Source organism: Brevundimonas sp. (assembly GCF_030656255.1).
GTDB lineage: Bacteria > Pseudomonadota > Alphaproteobacteria > Caulobacterales > Caulobacteraceae > Brevundimonas.
On sequence record NZ_JAUSOE010000116.1, the window covers coordinates 1 to 18,284 of the forward strand.

General features: G+C 69.1%; 18 protein-coding genes and 1 pseudogene. 12 read left to right on the forward strand and 7 right to left on the reverse strand.

Annotation, left to right across the window (positions count from 1 at the left end):
- Positions 1 to 1,373, reverse strand: a 1,373-nt coding sequence (locus Q7J26_RS12010; RefSeq protein ID WP_304936648.1) for a methyl-accepting chemotaxis protein, incomplete at its 3' end; no start/stop codon positions are given.
- A 159-nt stretch (positions 1,374 to 1,532) separates the two neighbouring features.
- On the opposite strand from Q7J26_RS12010, the gene Q7J26_RS12015 reads away from it, so the two are divergent.
- A complete protein-coding gene (locus Q7J26_RS12015) occupies positions 1,533 to 2,765 on the forward strand; it encodes a carbohydrate porin (protein ID WP_304936649.1) in 1,233 nt (410 codons plus the stop codon).
- Between the two features lie 4 nt (positions 2,766 to 2,769).
- Here the strand turns inward: Q7J26_RS12015 and Q7J26_RS12020 are convergent, their stop codons facing one another.
- Positions 2,770 to 3,252, reverse strand: a complete 483-nt coding sequence (locus Q7J26_RS12020) for an Lrp/AsnC family transcriptional regulator (protein ID WP_304936650.1) — start codon at positions 3,250 to 3,252, stop codon at positions 2,770 to 2,772.
- 84 nt (positions 3,253 to 3,336) lie between these two features.
- Here Q7J26_RS12020 and Q7J26_RS12025 point away from each other — a divergent pair, with 84 nt between their 5' ends.
- The 4 genes from Q7J26_RS12025 to Q7J26_RS12040 all read left to right on the forward strand — a co-directional run bounded on the left by Q7J26_RS12025 (position 3,337) and on the right by Q7J26_RS12040 (position 7,344).
- Positions 3,337 to 4,236 (forward strand): DMT family transporter, encoded by a 900-nt coding sequence (locus Q7J26_RS12025; protein ID WP_304936651.1) that lies wholly within the window; start codon positions 3,337 to 3,339, stop codon positions 4,234 to 4,236.
- 108 nt (positions 4,237 to 4,344) lie between these two features.
- Positions 4,345 to 5,688 (forward strand): flagellar protein export ATPase FliI, encoded by a 1,344-nt coding sequence (gene fliI, locus Q7J26_RS12030; RefSeq protein WP_304936652.1) that lies wholly within the window; start codon positions 4,345 to 4,347, stop codon positions 5,686 to 5,688.
- A gap of 4 nt (positions 5,689 to 5,692) precedes the next feature.
- Complete coding sequence (locus tag Q7J26_RS12035; protein ID WP_304936653.1) at positions 5,693 to 6,103, forward strand: flagellar export protein FliJ; 411 nt, start codon at positions 5,693 to 5,695, stop codon at positions 6,101 to 6,103.
- Positions 6,104 to 6,285: 182 nt separating this feature from the next.
- A complete protein-coding gene (locus Q7J26_RS12040) occupies positions 6,286 to 7,344 on the forward strand; it encodes an endo-1,4-beta-xylanase (protein WP_304936654.1) in 1,059 nt (352 codons plus the stop codon).
- A 67-nt stretch (positions 7,345 to 7,411) separates the two neighbouring features.
- On the opposite strand, the gene Q7J26_RS12045 is transcribed toward Q7J26_RS12040, so the two are convergent.
- Positions 7,412 to 7,633 carry a hypothetical protein gene (locus Q7J26_RS12045; protein ID WP_304936655.1) on the reverse strand — a complete coding sequence of 74 codons (222 nt, stop codon included), beginning with the start codon at positions 7,631 to 7,633 and terminating at the stop codon, positions 7,412 to 7,414.
- Between the two features lie 192 nt (positions 7,634 to 7,825).
- Here Q7J26_RS12045 and Q7J26_RS12050 point away from each other — a divergent pair, with 192 nt between their 5' ends.
- The gene (locus Q7J26_RS12050) at positions 7,826 to 8,542 is read left to right on the forward strand and encodes a response regulator (RefSeq protein WP_304936656.1); all 717 of its coding nucleotides are present in this window, start codon (positions 7,826 to 7,828) and stop codon (positions 8,540 to 8,542) included.
- Positions 8,530 to 9,852, forward strand: a complete 1,323-nt coding sequence (locus Q7J26_RS12055) for a cell wall metabolism sensor histidine kinase WalK (protein WP_304936657.1) — start codon at positions 8,530 to 8,532, stop codon at positions 9,850 to 9,852. The genes Q7J26_RS12050 and Q7J26_RS12055 overlap by 13 nt, the downstream gene beginning before the upstream one ends.
- Before the next feature lie 55 nt (positions 9,853 to 9,907).
- Here Q7J26_RS12055 and ctrA read toward each other — a convergent pair whose 3' ends face one another.
- Positions 9,908 to 10,609, reverse strand: a complete 702-nt coding sequence (gene ctrA / locus Q7J26_RS12060) for a response regulator transcription factor CtrA (RefSeq protein WP_304936658.1) — start codon at positions 10,607 to 10,609, stop codon at positions 9,908 to 9,910.
- Positions 10,610 to 10,988: 379 nt separating this feature from the next.
- Here ctrA and Q7J26_RS12065 point away from each other — a divergent pair, with 379 nt between their 5' ends.
- The 3 genes from Q7J26_RS12065 to Q7J26_RS12075 all read left to right on the forward strand — a co-directional run bounded on the left by Q7J26_RS12065 (position 10,989) and on the right by Q7J26_RS12075 (position 12,895).
- The gene (locus Q7J26_RS12065; RefSeq protein ID WP_050771595.1) at positions 10,989 to 11,345 is read left to right on the forward strand and encodes a helix-turn-helix domain-containing protein; all 357 of its coding nucleotides are present in this window, start codon (positions 10,989 to 10,991) and stop codon (positions 11,343 to 11,345) included.
- A complete protein-coding gene (locus Q7J26_RS12070) occupies positions 11,342 to 12,052 on the forward strand; it encodes a DUF6456 domain-containing protein (RefSeq protein WP_304936659.1) in 711 nt (236 codons plus the stop codon). Before Q7J26_RS12065 ends, Q7J26_RS12070 begins: the two co-directional genes overlap by 4 nt.
- Before the next feature lie 102 nt (positions 12,053 to 12,154).
- A complete protein-coding gene (locus tag Q7J26_RS12075) occupies positions 12,155 to 12,895 on the forward strand; it encodes a hypothetical protein (protein WP_304936660.1) in 741 nt (246 codons plus the stop codon).
- A gap of 4 nt (positions 12,896 to 12,899) precedes the next feature.
- Here the strand turns inward: Q7J26_RS12075 and Q7J26_RS12080 are convergent, their stop codons facing one another.
- Together Q7J26_RS12080 and Q7J26_RS12085 are read right to left on the reverse strand one after the other, a co-directional pair.
- The gene (locus tag Q7J26_RS12080; protein ID WP_304936661.1) at positions 12,900 to 13,568 is read right to left on the reverse strand and encodes a hypothetical protein; all 669 of its coding nucleotides are present in this window, start codon (positions 13,566 to 13,568) and stop codon (positions 12,900 to 12,902) included.
- A 124-nt stretch (positions 13,569 to 13,692) separates the two neighbouring features.
- Positions 13,693 to 14,892, reverse strand: a complete 1,200-nt coding sequence (locus Q7J26_RS12085; RefSeq protein ID WP_304936662.1) for a DUF1624 domain-containing protein — start codon at positions 14,890 to 14,892, stop codon at positions 13,693 to 13,695.
- A gap of 51 nt (positions 14,893 to 14,943) precedes the next feature.
- On the opposite strand from Q7J26_RS12085, the gene Q7J26_RS12090 reads away from it, so the two are divergent.
- Positions 14,944 to 17,019 carry a TonB-dependent siderophore receptor gene (locus Q7J26_RS12090; protein WP_304936663.1) on the forward strand — a complete coding sequence of 692 codons (2,076 nt, stop codon included), beginning with the start codon at positions 14,944 to 14,946 and terminating at the stop codon, positions 17,017 to 17,019.
- A gap of 3 nt (positions 17,020 to 17,022) precedes the next feature.
- On the opposite strand, the gene Q7J26_RS12095 is transcribed toward Q7J26_RS12090, so the two are convergent.
- Positions 17,023 to 17,472, reverse strand: a complete 450-nt coding sequence (locus Q7J26_RS12095; protein ID WP_304936664.1) for a SufE family protein — start codon at positions 17,470 to 17,472, stop codon at positions 17,023 to 17,025.
- Between the two features lie 237 nt (positions 17,473 to 17,709).
- Here Q7J26_RS12095 and Q7J26_RS12100 point away from each other — a divergent pair.
- Positions 17,710 to 18,284: pseudogene (locus tag Q7J26_RS12100) on the forward strand (sensor histidine kinase); the annotation flags it as partial.

Genomic DNA, 18,284 nt, shown 5'->3' on the forward strand with positions numbered 1-18,284 from the left:
CCGGCGTTCAGGGCCAGCAGATTGGTCTGGAAGGCGATCTCGTCGATCACGCCGATGATCTGGCCGATCTCGTTGGACGAGCGTTCGATTTCGCTCATGGCGGTGATGGCGTCGCGGACCACCGCGCCGCTCTTGTCGGCGTCGCTGCGGGCCTCCTGGACCGCGCCGGCCGCCTGGACCGCGCCCGAAGCGGTCGCCCGCACCGTGGCCGTGATCTGATCCAGCGCCGCCGCCGTCTCCTCCAGGGAGGCGGCCTGTTGTTCGGTGCGGCGCGACAGGTCGTCGGCGGCCTGGGCGATTTCTCCGGCCCCGGCGTTGATGGCGCCGGCGTTGAAGGCGATCGATCCGATGGCGTCCTGCAAGCCGTCCAGGGCGGCGTTGAAGTTGGACCGCAATTTTTCATAGGCCGCAGGGAAGGCGTCCTGGATGCGGAAGGTCAGATCGGCCCGCGCCAGCGCCTCCAGTCCCTGGCCCAGACCGGTCACGACCGCCGCCTGTTCGCGCGCGGCGGTCTGGCGGGACAGGTCGCCGGCGATCCGGTCTTCATCCTCTTTCAGACGCAGTTGCTCGGCCTGGTCCGCCTCGGCCTGGGCGCGGGCGACTATCAGGGCCTGGATGTCCACGACGGCACGGGCGATGTCGCCGATCTCGTCCTTGCGACGGGCCTCGCCCAGCTTCACCTCGGTCTGGCCCTGGGCCATGGCGCGCAGCTCCCCGGTCAGGTGACGGATCGGCGCGACCAGGCCGCGCGACCCCGCCAGGATCAGGCCGATGCTGATCAGCAGGCTGGCCAGCACGGCGGCCATCATCACCATCTGTCCGGTCTGGGCCTCAGCCTCGGCGGCGAGGCGGTTCTTCTCGGCCGTGGCTTCGATCCTGTCGGCCGCCTCGCTCATGGCGGTCTCCAGGGCCGTGAACTGGGTCAGGAAGTCGGTCATTCCGCCCTGGGCCGCGACCGGGTCGGCGGCGGCCAGGTCCACCATCCGGACCGAGGCCGCGATATAGGCCTGAAGCGGCGCCTCGACCGCCTTCAGGGCCGCCTGAACCTCCGGGTCCGTCGCCAGGGCGTTGTTTTCCGCAATGGCCTGTTCAAAGATTTCGTGGTGCTCGGCCAGATCGGCCTTCACCGTGTCGATAGAGACGCCGTTGGCGGGATTCTCTGCCAGCATGGCCCCGAACACGTCGGAGCGCAGGGCGTCATGCATCATGTCCGCCTGCATGTGGTTGCGCAGCACGCTCGACGACACCGACGCCCGGTCCAGCGCCCCGGCCAGCTTGGCGTTCATCATCAGGCCCACGCCCGCCGTGCCCACGGACAGCAGCAGGACGATGATCCCCGTGGCCGTGACCTTCTTGCCGATCGTCCAGATCATGACCGCTCCCGTAACCCTGACATTCCTTCGAACGGCGGTACACGAATTCTGGTTAACGCAAGATTTTCGACCGCCTACGTCGTTTCCTCATGCCCGCTTAAGGACGATTTTCATTCCGCCGGGATTACGCCGCTCTTCGAACAGAACGGACGTATGGCCATGCAGAACGCTAAGCCCCCAGTTTTCAAACCCCTCATTGCGGCGGTCGCCGCAACATGCGCCGCCCTGGGCGCCGTCATGGGCGCTGCCCCGGCCCAGGCCCAAGACCAGGCCCGCGCGGCGGACCCGGACTGGACCCTGTCGGCGGAATATACGGCCGATGTTTCGGGCGTGGTCTCGGGCGGCGCGAAACGAGCCGGCCGGTATCTGGACAATCTGAGCGTCGAACTGGACGGCGACCTGGAACAGGCCTGGGGCTGGCGCAGGGCGCGGCTGCACCTGTCGGGCCTGTACAACGGCGGGGGCGAGCCCAACGCCCTGGCCGGCACGCTTCAGGGCGTCGACAATATCGAGGTGGGGGCCCAGGGCGCCCGCCTGTTCGAGGCCTGGATCGAACAGGATCTGGGCGGGTCGGCCACCCTGCTGGCGGGCCTGTATGACCTGAACAGCGAATTCTACGCCACCGAGGCCTCGGGCCTATTGCTGTCGCCGCCGTTCGGAATCGGCTCCGAACTGGCCTCGACCGGCCCCAACGGCCCGGCCATCTTCCCCTCCTCGTCCCTGGCGGCCCGGCTGCGGGTCGGCGAGACGGACAAGACCTATGTCCAGTTCGCCGTCGTCAACGCCGACGCCCGCACAATCGGCGATCACGGCGGGGTGGACACCGACCTGGACCACGGCGTCCTGGCCATCGCCGAGGTGGGAAGCCACGCCCCGGTCGGCGCCGCCCCCATCCGCTACGCCATCGGCGTCTGGCGCTATAACCAGCGTCAGGACCACATCCGCGACATGACGCCCGACGGCGACCCGGTCCGCAGCATCGCCCAGGGCGCCTACGCCCTGGCCGAGGGTCCGGTCTGGGGCGCCGCCGCCCCCGACGGCCCCCAGATCGACGCCTTCGCCCGCCTGGGCGTGTCGGACGGCGACACCACAGACTTCAAGGGCGGCTGGCAGGCCGGCCTACTGGTGCGCCAGGTCTTCGCCGCCCGCCCCGACAGCCAGCTGTCCTTCGGCGTCCACCAGGGCTGGCTGTCCTCCAAGGCCCGCGCCAACCTGGCCGACACGGGCGCCGCCCCCGACCGCTACGAAGAAGGGCTGGAGCTGACCTACGCCGACCGCATCGGCCGCTTCACGATCCAGCCGGACGTGCAGCTGATCCGCTATCCCGGCGGCCTGAAGGACGCCGACGACGTGGTGGTGGTGTCCCTGCGGGTAATCACCCCGCTGTTTTGAGCCTCTAGCGTTCCAGCGTCACGCGGGCGGGATCGAAGCCCACGACTTCACGGATCACGATCATGCTCTTGAAGCCGCGCACGCCCTTTTCGGGGATCAGTTCGCGGATGCCGAAGGCCTCGTAGTCCTGCATCGAGCGAACGGCGACGGTCAGCAGATAGTCGGTCTCGCCCGTGACGTCCCAGGCGCCCTGCACCTCGGGACTGGCCTTCATGGCGCGCTGGAAGGCGTCCATGACCTTGCGGTCCTGGGTGTTCATCTCGACCTGGACATGCAGGACGATGCGCGGCTCGACACGGGCGGGATCGATCACGGCGACATCGGCGGCGATGACGCCCTCGGCCCGCAGCCGACGCAGCCGGCGCAGCACGGCGGATTCCGACAGGCCCACCGCCTCGGCCGTCACCCGCGCCGGCTCCAGATTGTTGCGCCGGACCCGCGCCAGCAGGCGATGGTCGAAATCGTCCAGAGTGACGAAATTCGTCATTTTATGCCCCTTCGTGACGATTTCAGGCACATTGAAGCGGAAATTCGCCGGGAAGCGCAAGTAGGATTATAATAGGTTTCCGCCATGACCGCCGTGGCCCTGAAACAGCACCTGACCTCGCCGCTAGCGATGCGCCTCATCCCCTATCTGGCGCTGTTTGCAGGCATGGTGACGCTGGCCGGCGGCACCTCCTTCGCCAAGACCCTGTTCCCGATCATCGGGGCGGAGGGAACCTCGGCCTATCGCGTCGGGGTTTCCGCTGTCCTGCTGGTGGCGGTGTTCCGCCCCTGGCGTTTCCGACTGAGCCGCGCGGACCTGGGGGCCATCGCGCTGTACGGCGTCGTGCTGGGGGCGATGAACCTCAGCTTCTACATGTCGCTGCGCACCATTCCGCTGGGCCTGGCCATCGCCATCGAGTTCATGGGCCCGCTGACCCTGGCCCTGATCCATTCGAGAAAGCCGATCCACTTCGTCTGCATCGGCTTCGCAGTCCTGGGCCTGGGTCTGTTGCTGCCGCTGAAGGGCGGGGCGGGTGCGCTGGATCCGGTCGGCATGGCCTTAGCCGCCTTCGCCGGCCTGTGCTGGGCGCTGTACATCGTGTTTGGAAAGCGGCTGTCGCATATTCATGCGGGCCAGTCCGTGGCCCTGGGCATGAGCGTGGCGGCCATGGTCGTCGTGCCTTTCGGCGTGGCCCATGCGGGCGCGGCCCTGCTTAACCCGGCCATCATTGCAGCCGGTCTGGCGGTGGCGATCTTCTCCAGCGCCCTGCCCTATTCGCTGGAGATGGTGGCCTTGCGTGGCATTCCCAAACGCACCTTCGGCGTGGTTCTAAGCGCCGAACCGGCCGTCGGCGCCCTGGCGGGCCTGATCGTGCTGCACGAACACCTGACGGGCCAGCAGTGGCTCGCCATCGCCGCCATCGTCGTCGCCTCGGTCGGCGCCATCGCCACCACGCGAGAGACGCCGCAGCCGCAGCCGGTGTAAAGTCCAAGGGTTCGCTGTTCAGGCCTCAGAGAGTGGATGAGGCGCAGACCTTCACCCCCCGTTAACCACGATGGCCCATTTGGTTAACGCCTGTTCCTGGGGTTCGTTTTGCACACTCTCGTCGCCGCCGTCGAAGCGATCGATCCGCTGGTCGTCACCGGCAAGGTGGCGGGCGTGTCGGGTCTGTTGATCGAGTCGCGTGGCGGCCTGTCGCGTCTGGCGGTCGGGGCGCGGGCCGAGATCAGCCGGCGCGGGCAGACGGCCCTGCCGGCCGAGGTGGTGGGGTTCCGCGACGCCAAGGCCCTGTTGATGCCGTTCGGCCCGGTCGAGGGCGTGGCGCCCGGCGCCGAAATCCGCATCATCGACCAGGCCGCCAGCGTGCGCCCGACCACCGCCTGGCTGGGCCGGATCATCGACGCCTTCGGCCAGCCTATCGACGGCAAGGGGCCCCTGCCCCAGGGTCAGGCCCCCTATCCGCTGCGCGCGCCCCCGCCGCCGGCCCATTCGCGCGGCCGGGTGGGCGAGCGGCTGGACCTGGGGGTGCGGGCCATGGACGTCTTCACCACCACCTGCCGGGGCCAGCGCCTGGGCATCTTCGCCGGCTCGGGCGTGGGCAAGTCGGTGCTGCTGTCCATGCTGGCGCGCCAGGCCACCTGCGACGCCGTGGTCGTGGGCCTGATCGGCGAACGGGGCCGCGAGGTGCGCGAGTTCGTGGAAGAGACTCTGGGCGAAGAGGGGCTGAAACGCGCCGTGGTCGTGGTGGCCACCTCGGACGAGCCGGCCCTGAAACGCCGCCAGTCGGCATACATGACCATGGCCATCGCCGAATATCTGCGCGACCAGGACCTGGAGGTCCTGTGCCTGATGGACAGCGTCACCCGTTTCGCCATGGCCCAGCGCGAGATCGGCCTGGCGGCGGGCGAACCGCCGACGACCAAGGGCTATACCCCCACCGTCTTCACCGAACTGCCCAAACTACTGGAGCGGGCGGGGCCGGGACCGGTGCGGCCCGACGGCACCACGGCGGCGCCCATCACCGCCCTGTTCACCGTCCTGGTGGACGGCGGCGACCATGACGAACCCATCGCCGACGCCGTGCGCGGTATTCTGGACGGCCATATCGTGATGGACCGCAAGATCGCCGAACGCGGCCGCTTCCCCGCCATCGACGTGCTGAAATCCGTCAGCCGGACCATGCCCGGTTGCCAGACCCCGCCCGAGCGCGAGCTGAACAAGCGCGCCCGCCAGTGCCTGTCGGCCTATGCCAATATGGAAGAGCTGATCAAGATCGGCGCCTATCGCACCGGGGCCGATCCCGTGGTGGACCGCGCCATCGCGCTGAACCCCGCGCTGGAAGACTTCCTGGGTCAGGACAAGGACGACGCCACGCGTCTTACCGATTCCTTTACCCGGCTCGAACATATTCTGAACCAAGGCATGATCAGAGAGTGAAGAAATGACCGCTTGGGCCCAATCCCTGATCCGCATCTCCAACTACGAAGTCGAGACCCTGCAGAAGCGCCTGGCCGAGATCACCAGCCGCCGCGCCACCGCCGAAATGCGTCTGGCCGTGCTGGACGCCGAAGTCGAGATCGAACGTGAACGCGCCCGCATGGACGCCGACGCCGGCATGATGCTGGGCGCCTATCTGAACGGCTGGAAGGCCCGCAAGGCCGCCGCCGAGGGTGATCTGACCGTGGTCGACGCCGAGGAAGCCGGCACCCGCGACGCCCTGACCGGCGCCTTCGAAGAGCTGAAGAAGTTCGAACACGTCGCCGAAACCACCCGCCTGAACAAGCTCATCGCCATCGCCAAGCGCGAAACCGCCGCCTTCGACGAGCTGGGCCTGCGGAAGCGTGCGGTCTGACGACCAACATGCTTCTCCCTTCCCCTGCGGGGGAGGGGCGTCGCTTAGCGACGGGGTGGGGGCGGCAAGGCGCCGTCGCACGGATTTGAGGCAAGCCAGGTCAGTGGGGCCTTGCCCGGCCCGCCCCACCCGGCTTCGGCTACGCCTTCGCCCCCCTCCCCCGCAGGGGGAGGGAGAATAGAATGTCGATCTCCCGCCGCACTGTTCTCGCCTCGGCGCTCGCCTTGGCCGCCTGCGACCGCACCTCGGCCGAACCGACCCCGCCTGCCGTCCCCCCGCTGAAAACCGTCGCCCCCTGCCCCTTCGGCACGGCGATCAAGGCGATGCAGATCGACGACCCCGACTGGGTCGCCCTGGCCCGCGCCAATGTCTCCCAGCTGACGCCTGAGTGGGAGATGAAGATGGAATATGTGCTGGCCGACGGCCTGGACCGCCCCCGCTTCGACCGCACCGACCGCATCGCCGCCTTCGCCGCCGCCGAGGGCATGGCCCTGCACGGCCACACCCTGATCTGGTACTCGCAGGGCAAGGAAGCGTTCGCGGGCCTGTCCGGCGCCGCCTTCGACCGCGCCTTCGACGACTATATCGCCGCCATGGCCGGTCGGTATCGCGGCAAGGTCCGCAGCTGGGACGTGGTCAACGAGCCGATCCTGGACGACGGCTCGGCCATGCGCGACTGCCACTGGAGCGCCCGCTACGGCCACGACGGCTATGTATTGCGGGCGTTCGAACAGGCCCGGATCGCCGATCCGGAGGCGGTGCTGTTCCTGAACGAATACAATCAGGAATCCATACCGGCCAAGGGCGCCCAGTTCCTGAGACTGGTCGAGCGCCTGCTGAAGGCCGGCTGTCCGCTCCAGGGGCTGGGGCTTCAGTCCCACCTGTGGATCGACATTCCGGACGGCGTCATCGCCGCCTATATGCGCGAGATCGCCCAGTTCGGCCTGCCGATCCATGTGTCCGAGCTGGACTGCACCCTGCGGACGGAAAACCCGCTGGATCTGCGGTCCCAGGCCGACCGGCTGGCCCGCCAGTCCGCCCGCGTCACGGAACTGGCCGGCGCCTTCACCGCCCTGCCCCCGGCGCAGCGGTTCGCCTTCACCGTCTGGGGCCTGCGCGACACCGACAGCTGGTATCGCCAGGGCGACAAGGACGACGGCCGCGACAAGCCCCTGGCCTTCGACAGTTTCGGCCGGCCCAATCCGATGGCGACGGCCCTGGCGGAAGCCTTCAAAGCCTAGACGCAGCGACGCCCGCCGGCCTGGGGCCGACGGGCGCTGTATGACGGAGGGGAAAGGGGCGTCCGTCCTACTTCTTGCCGGACTTGGCCGGCTTGATCTTGGGGGTTTCGGCGCGGTGGTGACGGGCGTGGCGGGTTTCGCGCTGCGGACGGGCGCTCGAGGTCGCGGCCGGACGGGCGGTCGCGGCGGATGCGGTCGATGCGGGCACGGTGCCGGCGAAGGCGGCGCCGCTGGTCAGCAGGACGGTGGCGACGGCGCCCAGGACGGCGGGGGTGCGGAAGGATTTCATTTCGGGTCTCTCTGGTTGAGAACGTCCGGCCTCGTGTCGGACAGCCACTGTTTCGCGCCGCCCTCCGGCGGGTTCGCGTCCGTTCGGTGTCGCCGCATGTCGTCGGCGAACAGATTTGTGTCCGACTGTATCCGCCGCGCTTTGGCCACGAGCCGGGACGACAGATCGCCGTCCTTCCTGCGCCGAACGCCCATGTCCCAGACCGCCGTCTTTCCCGTCCTGCTGGTCGTCGATGACGACCGCGACATCCGCAATCTGTTGTCGGAACACCTGGACCAGCACGGGTTTCGCACGGTGAAGGCCGCCGACGGGCGGGCGATGCGGGCCGCGCTGGAGGCCGGGCCGGTGGATCTGGTGGTGCTGGACCTGAACCTGCCCGATGAAGACGGACTGAGCCTGTGCCGGGCCATCCGGGCCACGTCGCGCACCCCGGTCATCATGCTGACCGCGCGCGGCGATCCAATCGACCGGATCGTGGGGCTGGAGATGGGCGCCGACGACTATATGGCCAAGCCGTTCGAGCCGCGCGAACTGGTGGCCCGCATCCGCACGGTCCTGCGCCGCGCCGGCCCTGACCGGGACAGGATCGAAGGCCGCCACGCGGACTTCTCAGGGTGGTCGCTGGACATCGCCGCGCGCGCCCTGACGGCGCCCGACGGGCGACTGACGCCCCTGTCCAGCGCCGATTTCGACCTGTTGCACGCCCTGGTGCGCAACGGCGGCCGGCCCCTGTCGCGCGAGCGCATCCGCGCCCTGTCCACCGTGGCCGACGCCGACGACCGCGCCATCGACCTGAGGGTCAGCCGCCTGCGTCAGAAACTGGGCGACGACGCCCGCAACCCGGCCCTGATCCGCACGGTGCGCAGCCTGGGCTATATGCTGTCGGGACCGGTGACATGGCGCGCCTGAGACGCGACGTGGGCCGCGCCGCCGACGGATCGACCGTGCGGCTGTTCCTGCTGCTGCTGGTGGGGGCGATGGCGGCGGCGGCGGTCACGTTTCTGGCGCTTCAGATCGGCCACCATCGTGGACTGAAGCGGGCGCACGACTTCACCACGGCCGAGCGGATCGGCGACCTGGCCCAGGCCGACGACGATCCGGCCGCGGGCGTGGCCGCCGGCCTGCCTCCCGCGCGGGGCCAGAGGCTGGGACCGCCCGATGCGGCCCTGACCCAGGCGGTGGCGGCGGCGCTGGACCGGCGCGGCGTCAGCGGCGTGACCGTGCGGGCCTATGAGGCGGCGGACGCCGCCTGCGGAGCGGATCCGGGCGAGCGTCTGCGCTGCCGCATCCTGACCCTGACGCCCGACGGGGGCCCGGCCATGGCCCCCGTGGCCGTCAGCCTGCCGGCCCCACCCCGTCCCTGGAGCCTGGGGCGCGAGAGCGCCGCCCTGCTGGCGGCCGGTCTGGCGGCGGTGATCGGGACGGCCTGGCTGGCCTCGCGCCGCGCCGCCGCCCCTCTGGCGCGGCTGTCGGCCGGCGCCCTGGCCCTGGGCCGCGACCTGGACCAGCCGCCCCTGGTCGAGGAAGGCGCGCGCGAGGTGCGCCAGGCGGCGGCGGCCCTGAACGTCATGCAGACCCGGCTGCGGGCCATGATCGCCGAGCGCGCGCGGGTTCTGGCCGCCGTGGCCCATGACCTGCAGACCCCGCTGACCCGGATGCGGCTAAGGGTCGAGAAGATCGGCGACGAGGGCCTGCAGGCCCAGTTGATCGCGGACCTGGCGGCGATGCAGCATCTGGTGCGCGAAGGGCTGGACCTGGCGCGGATCGAGACGACGCCCGAGCCGGTCGTTCCTGTCGATCTGGACGCCCTGCTGTCGGCCCTGTGCGAGGACGCGGCCGACGCCGGTCAACCGGTCGTCTTCGCCCAGGGGTGCGGCGTCGTCCTGCCCACCCGCTCCCAGGCCCTGCGCCGCTGCCTGACCAATCTGATCGACAATGCAGTGCGCCACGGCGGGAGCGCGACGGTCTCGGCGATGGTCGAGGGGACGACGATCCGGCTGGCGGTGCGCGACCACGGGCCGGGCGTGCCCGAGGATCGACTGGAGGCCCTGTTCGAACCCTTTTACCGGCTGGACCCGTCCCGGTCGCGCGACAGCGGCGGCACGGGTCTGGGTCTGACCATTGCGCGGCGCATGGCCGAGGGCGCAGGCGGACGGCTGACCCTGGCCAACGCCAGGGACGGCGGCCTGGAGGCGGTCATGGCGTTCGACGCCCCCTGACGCAAAACGCCCGCCGTTTCCGGCGGGCGTTTCGGGATCAGGTGTCGGCGGCTTTTCAGGCGGCGACGCTGTTGGCGCCCTCGGCCGGGTCGCGCAGCACATAGCCGCGGCCCCAGACGGTCTCGATATAGTGTTTGCCGTCGGCGGCGGTGGCCAGCTTCTTGCGCAGCGTGCAGATGAAGACGTCGATGATCTTCAGCTCGGGCTCGTCCATGCCGCCGTACAGGTGGTTCAGGAACATTTCCTTGGTCAGGGTCGTGCCCTTGCGGAGCGAGAGCAGCTCCAGCATCTGGTATTCCTTGCCCGTCAGGTGGACGCGGTGACCGTTCACCTCGACCGTCTTGGCGTCCAGGTTCACGGCGATCTCGCCGGTGTGGATGATCGCCTGGGCGTGCCCCTTGGAGCGACGGACCACGGCGTGGGTGCGCGCGATCAGCTCGTCCTTGTGGAAGGGCTTGGTCAGATAGTCGTCGGCGCCGCCGCCGAAGGTCTTGACCTTGGTCTCGATCTCGTGGCTGCCCGACAGGATCATGACCGGCGTATTGATCTTGCCGACGCGAAGCTGGCGCAGGACCTCCAGACCGCTCATGTCGGGCAGGTTCAGGTCAAGCAGAATTAGGTCGTAGTCATAGATCTTACCCAGATCGATGCCTTCTTCACCCAGATCGGTCGTATAGACATTGAAGCCTTCCGACGTGAGCATCAATTCGATGCTTTGGGCAGTTGCGTGATCGTCTTCAATCAACAGGACGCGCATTCGTGCCCCTCCAGGCAAAAGCTTTGCGGTAACCACCCAGCCACACGGTTGGGTAACCTTGTTCGCAGGTTAAGACCCGAAAACCTTAAGAAGGGTTAACGCCGAGCCATTGAGTCGTTCCTAAGCTGATTTGCGAATCGCCGTCGAGAGTCTGGAGTCAACGATTCGAAATTTATTAACCATGTTTCCTTTCCCGCCCCGCGCGGCGGCCCCAGGCTCGCAGTCCCGGTTTCCAGGCCCAGGTCGCCGACCGGGCTGATCACAACCTCAAGGCGGTTCTGGCTTCACGTCCGCTTCTGACGTTGAATAGGATCATATTCCTATCACAGGCGCCACGTCGATCTAGGATGGCGCATCAGGTTTGTGATGGGAGAGAGTGATGCTGGAGGATTACAGGGCGCCGGTCGGCGAGGAGGACCGGACCAAGGCCGGGCTGGCGGTGCATCTGGTGGCGGCGCGCACCGGCGCCCTGCCCGACCGGATGACGGCGCGCGGACGGCTCGACCCGCTCAGTTCACGCGCGCGCTGGCTGGCCATGTATCTGTCCCATATCGCCTTCGGCTGGACGCTGGAACGGGTCGGCCATGTGTTCGGCATGAACCGCACGACGGTCAGTGCGGCCTGTCGCTGGGTGGAGGACGAACGCGACAGCCGCGCCATCGACGACCTGCTGGAACAACTGGAGGCCTGTATCGCGGGCCTGTACGACGCGCCGCGCTGGGAGATGCCGCAATGAGCCGCGCGGTCGAACGCGCCCGCGACCTGCTGGTCCGGTCCGGCGCCTGGCTGTCGGCCGAACACGGGGTCTATGCGCTGCGGCTGGGGGCCGACCGGCGCGGCCGCGTCAGCCTGACCCTGGCCGAGCCCGAGTTCCGCGCCCTGATCGACCGACCCGGCCTGCGCCGTCGCCCCCAGGGCGGCTGGGTCGCGCGCCCGTCGGGCTGCGAAGCCCCCTCCGCCCCGCCGGGCCGCCCCGGCGTCATCGACGGCCAGCGCACCCTGGTCGACGCCGACGGCCGCATGATCCGTCACGCCGCCAACCTGGGCGAAAGCCCCATCGCCTGGCTGGCGCGCCGCCGCGACGCGGCCGGCCGACCCTGGCTGACCCCGGCCGAGGCCGCCGCCGGCGAACGCCTGCGCACCGAGGTGGAACAGGCCCGCGCCGGCCCGTCCCTGACCATGCGTTGGGACGCCCTGCCCCGCGCCGGGGCCGGTTCTGCGGCGCGGGTCGAGCCCGGCGACCGCGCCCTGTCGGCCGGCCGTCGCGTCGAAGAGGCCCTGAGCGCCGTCGGCCCGCGCCTGCGCCCCATGCTGACGCGGATCTGTATTCACGGCGACAGTCTGAAACTGGCCGAAACCGGCCTGGGCCTGCGCCGCCGCCAGGGCAAGACCCTGCTGAAACAGGCGCTACAGGCCCTGGCGGACCACTATGGGATCGGGTGAGGCGAACCGATCCGGAGCGACGCCCGTTAACCGTAACGAGGTTTTACGAAACCCATCGGGCCTTGACGACGTTCATTCCGCATCACCACCGGAGATACGCCGATGTCCCGCCCCCTGGCCTGCGCCCTGTCCACCCTGATGCTGGCGGCGGCCCTGCCGGCGACGGCGCAGACGCCTTCGTCCCTGAAAGATCTGGTCGGCGCCCGCGCCGGTCAGGCCGAGGGGGAGTTGAACCGTCGCGGCTACCAGACCACGAACCGGTCCGAGGTCGTCGGCGACGGCCGCATGACCTACTGGCGGCGCGGCGACGACTGCGTGTTGATCCTGACGCGCGACGGCCGCTACGCCTCGATCAACCAGGCGGGACGCAGCGAATGCGGATCGGGCGGATCGGATCGGTCCAACGCCACGGCGATCGCGGCCGGGGTGGCCATCATCGGTCTGGCCGCCGCCATCGCCGCCCACAACAACCGCCACCGCGACGCCGACGCCGATCACGACCGGGAGTACCAGCGGGGATACGAGGCCGCCCTGCACGGTGCCGACTATGACGCCCGCCACGAGACCGAGGGCTATCACGAAGGCTTCCTGGCCGGAGAGGACGAAGGCCAGAACCGCCGCCACGCCACCAGCGGGTGGATGCAGAACGTCCCCTATGCGGCGCGACAGGCCTGTTCGCGCCGCGCCGACGCGTTCCAGAACCGGCCCGATGGCTCCAGCGTGCCCATCGGCGTGCGCGACCTGGGCCGGGGCGACTATGAACTGACGATGGCGACCGGCTCGTATCGTTCGCGCTGCGTGGTCTCTGCCTCGGGCGACGTCCGCGCGATGGAGCCCTACTGAGGCTTCACAGGGAGGCGATAGGGATCAGGATCGCCATCAGATAGATCAACGCCCGAACCACCGCCCAGACCGCGACGCCCACGCCCTTGACCGTGGAGATGTTCAGCCGCCGGGCGAACCACCGCGACTGGACGAACAGGAACCACAGGGTCCCCCCGATCATGATCGCGGCGCCCACTGGATTGGGCAGTTCGGGCCGCTGGAAGATGGCCCCGCCGACCGAAATGAAGGCGACGCAGACGGCCGCCAGATAGCATTGCGCATAGAAGGGCGCGCGCAGGGTCTCGCGACTGATCCGGTGTTTCTGACGGCGCAGCAGGGTCACGGCGGCCACCAGCGGGATCAGGCTGAACGCCAGGGAGCGGAACAGGACCAGGTTCTGCTGCGACGCGTAAACCACCTTGGTCAGCTCCGTCGACTCGGGCGGCGGCGGCACGTGCAGGGCGAAGGATATGAGATTGGTCAGGACGATGGTCGCCAGCAGGAACAGGGGCGGGCTAAGCGCGTCGTCGTAACGATGCTCCTCGCTATCGCTCTGCTCGCGGTCCGAATAGTCCATCGCCGCCAACGGCCCGCGAACGATCCGCCACAGGGTCAGGGGGTAGAAGACCAGCCAGCTGACGGCCTCGAAGAGAAACTCCTCGAAACTGCGCAGGATCTTCAGCAGGTCCATTCCGCGTCCCTCCTTCAAACCCCGCGATCGTGGTTCGCCGGAGGCCGGGTGGCAAGCGTGGCCCTATAAGACGGTCAGGTTCGCCGCTACAGGCCTTGGCGGACCCCTATCGGATCGGGTGAGGTCACAGGTATTTCATCCAGGCGTGCGGGCTGCGCCGTTTGACGCCGGCGAACCAGCGGCAGGCGTACCAGCAGGGGACGGCGACCCCGGCGGCCAACAGCCACAGCCAGGCGACGTTCGGCACGCCGAAGCCGTCGCCCTGGTTGGCGCCGAACAGCGCCAGGGCGGCCAGGTTCAGCAGGTGCAGCCCGTACAGATGGATCAGATAGAAGAACAGGGGCGCCCCGCCGAACACCGCCAGCAGGCCGACCCATCGATCCGGCGCCCGCTCCAGCCCCGCCAGGATCAGGGCTCCCAGCCCCAGGGTCAGCAGGACGAAGTCGGCCGAGGGCGGATATTTGGTCAGGTTCAGCACGCTCATCACCGTCTGGAGCGGTGTCGCCTGAACCGCCCAGGGCGTCGGGTCGCCGTACAGATTGATCGCCCGCAGCACGATGAACAGCGCCAGGGCGCCCAGGCCGGTCAGGACCAGCCGCCGCAGCCGCGCCTTCTGCTCGCCCGCAAACCACGGCCCGATCCCGTAACCCAGGGCGGCCACGCCGATCCATGGCAGCAGCGGATAGGAGGTGCGGGCCTGGGCGCCCCACGGCAGGTCGATAAAGCCCCGGTCATGCAGGATCGCCCACAGGACATGGCCGGGCTGGCCCGCCGCGAGGATGATGGGATCCAGCAGGTTGTGCCCCAGGACGATGACCAGGCCCACGGCGATCAGGGCCGGGCGCGGCAGATGCACCAGGGCGGCCAGGGCGATCATCGACAGGCCGATGGCCCATATGACCTGCAGATAGATGATCTGAGGCGTGAACGAGAAGCTCCAGGCGAAGCCGACCACCGTCAGTTCCAGCGCCACCAGGAACAGCCCGCGCTTCAGCAGGAAGCCCGAGGCCGACCGGGCGGCATGGCCCGCCCCGGCCTGGGCCTGTTTATTCCCGTACAGCCACGCGCCCAGCCCGGTCAGGGCCACGAAAATCGGGGCGCACAGATGGGCCGACAGACGGGTGAAGAACAGGGCCGGGGACGTCGCCTCTACATCCATCGGGTCCGAGACCTGGGCGTGGATGAAGAAGAACTCGCGCGCATGGTCGACCAGCATCAGCAGGATCACCAGGCCGCGCAGGGCGTCGATGGAACGGATCCGTCCGGCCGAACGGACCGGCGCGGAAGCGGGGGCGGAAACAAGCGTTGCAGCGGTTGACATCATCAGGCGGAAGCGGATAGCCGATATATTATAACGTTTCAAACGGAGTCTGCCTTGTCCCTCCTCTCGAGCTGCGCCGGCCTGTGCCTGCTGGCCGCCGCCAACGCCGAACCGCCCGTCCTGGTCGAGGCGTCCGAGCCCCAGACCGTCGGCGAGATCGTGGTCCTGGGCCGTCGGGCGTCGCCGCATGACCGGACCCTGGGCGTCGGCGCGGCGACCGAGCGGATGTCCCCGTCCAGCCGGTCGATCGAGAACGATCTGATCAAGGCGGTGGGTGCCACCCGCCTGTCCGACGCCCTGGAACTGGTCAGCGGCGTCAGCCAGCAGAACAACCGCGGCGGGGTGATGGATAATTTCGCCGTCCGCGGCTTCCTGGGCACGCCGGATGGGGGCGCCGAATATTATGTCGACGGCTTCCTGGCCAACCGGGGCATGGCCCCGCCGCGCGACCCGGCCACGGCCGAGCGGATCGAGGTGTTGAAGGGCCCGGCCGGCGCCCTGTTCGGCGACATCGACCCGGCCGGCCGGATCAATATCGTCTCCAAGACCCCGCGTTTCACCCCCGATGCGGTCTTCACCGGCACGGTCGGCTCCTTCGGCCTGAGGCGGGGCGAGCTGGACGTGACCGGCCCGATCTCGGACACCCTGGCCGGGCGGCTGGTGCTGGCGGGCGAGACCAGCGAGGGCTGGCGCGACCATGTGGGGATGGACCGCACCTCGGTCGCCCCGTCCCTGACCTGGCGGCCCAACGACGCCCTGCGCCTGACCTATGTGGGCGAGTTCACCGTCTTCTCGACCCTGTTCGACCGGGGCATGCCGGCGGTGAACGGCGACGCCGTGGCCCTGCCGGAGTCGAACTATTACGGCGAGCCCAGCGACGGCCCGACCCGGTTCCGCAACGAACGGCACCAGATCACCGGCGAGTACCAGATCAGCGACAATTGGAGCCTGAACGGCGGCGTGGCCTGGCGCGGCGGCTCGCTGAAGGGCCTGTCCAGCGACCACTCGCGCCTGGTCGGTGAGACGCTGTGGCGCCAGCGTCGAGGCCGCGACTTCACCGTCGAGGATCTGTCGGCCCGGCTGGAGCTGAACGGCGTGGTGGCGACCGGCCTGGGCGTCCACACTCTGGGCTTCGGGGTGAAGGCCTATGAACTGACCTATGGCGAGAAGTGGCTGCGGATCAATCCGACGGCGGCCAACCCCTATCCGATCGACCTGTTCAACCCGGTCTATGGCGCGGTCCCCAGCCCCACCCCCCTGCCCTTCACCGACAATCTGGAGACGCGCGAGGTCGTCACCCTGTACGCCCAGGACCTGTGGGAGGTGAACGACCGCCTCAGCCTGGTCGCCGGCCTGCGCTGGGACGACTACAGCCAGACCATCCGCATCAACCGCACCGGCGCCGTGGGCGAGAACAAGGACAGCCCGGTCGATTACCGCTTCGCCGCCCGCTATCGCCTGACCGACGCCCTGACCGCCCACGCCAGCTGTGGCCGGTCCTTCGTGCTGAACTCGGGCACGGGACGGACCGGCGCCGGCTTCGCCCCGGAAGAGGGCAAGGGCTATGAGATCGGCCTGTCGGGCGCCTGGGACAATCTGGACCTGGCCGCGACCGTCTTCGACATCGAGAAGGCCAATATCCTGACCAGCGACCCGGTGGACGCCAACTATCTGGCCCCGGTCGGCAAGCTGACCTCGCGCGGGATCGAGCTGGACGGGTCGCTGCGGGTCGGCGAGGCGTGGCAGGTGGTCGCCAACTACGCCTTCACCGACGCCAAGGCCGACGACAAGGCCTTCGCCACCGACAAGGTGCTGAACGTTCCGGAACACTCCGGCTCGCTGTTCGTGGTCGGTCGCTTCCCCACGACCCACGGCACGGACTGGTCGATGACGGCCGGCGCCGCCTATGTCGGAGATCGGGCCGCGACCCTGACCACCGACGGGGTGCGGCTGCCCGCCTACTGGAAGGCCAAGGCGGCGGTCGAATACGGCCTGACGCCCCAGGTCACGGCGCGGGTCGAGGTCGATAATCTGTTCGACGAACGCTACGCCGCCAGCTCCTACAGCGCCCTGTGGATCTTCCCCGGCGCCCCGCGCAGCGTTCGGGCCTCGCTGAGGATCGCGCTATAGGGGCTAGCCCGCCGCCCCGTTCGCGATCTGGGCCGCCTCTCGGATCCGGCCGACCATGCTGTTCAGGCCGTTGGCGCGTTGGCGCGTCAGGGCCGACGGCAGGCCCAGCCGGTCCAGAGCGGCCTTGGCGTCGAAGGCCAGGATCTCGGCGGGGGTGCGGCCGGAATAGAGTTTCAGCAGCAGGGCGATATTGCCCTTGGACAGGGCGCTGTCGCTGTCGGCGGCGAACCACAGGCGGTCGGCCTCGGCCTGGGTCGCCAGCCAGACCTGGGCGGCGCACCCGGGCACCTTGTTGGCCTCGATACAGTCGGCCGGGTCCAGCGGGGCCAGGCCCTTGCCCAGTTCGATCACATATTCGATCCGCTGTTCCCAGTCGCCCAGCAGGTCGAAATCCTCGGCCAGTTCGGCCAGGGCCTGGTCAAGACTGTCGGTCGGGGGCGTGCGCTGGGTCATGGCCGCCAGATAGGCCGCGCGGCCGTTAACGACAACCGGCTGTTTTGTCCCCCGATATTCATGGTGAACGCGGGTTCGGATATCGCCTGGAACGGGAGCGGCCTCGCACCGACTCAGCGGCCGGTTTAGGCTTGGAACAAGCAACAACGGCCAGAACGCTTGTACGTCCACCCGCCACAGCCAAGGCAGACCCCGTCCACGACGAACGCCGCGCGTTCGGCGACGGCGGTCCCGTCCGTGGCCTCTGCGTCCCCAGCCTCTGCGTCCCTGGTGTCGCCGTCGCTGTTGGCCCTGTGGCACGCCTGCTGGGCGGTGGCGGCCAGCGTGACCGCCTTTGCGGCCCAGAGCTTCGGCGGACTGCCGGACAATGTGCTGGCCGCCCTGCTGTTGATGGCCCTGCCCGGCATCGGCGGGGTGATGCTGATGGTGCGCGATTCCATCGGCCTGAGATTCGTCCTGATGGGAGGCTGGCTGCTGGCGTCGGTGGCGGCGGCCGGCCTGACCGGCGGGGCGACCGGGGCGGTTCCCGGCCTGCTGCTCATGCCCCTGGCCGCCGGCATCGTGCTGGACCACCCGCGGATCGGCGACGACCGTCTGACCAAGCTGGGGATCGCCGCCCTGATCCTGCCGCTGCTTTCGGGCCTGATCTCGTCGCTGCTGAACGGCTCCGACGCCCAGCCGCCGGTTCTGGCCGCCGTCTCCGGCCTGCTGGCCGTGGCGGCCACGGCCTCGGCCATCGGCCTGACCTGGAGCGAACGCCAGAAACGCCTGGCCCTGGCGGAGGCGAACAGCCGCCGGGTCGAGGCGGTGCT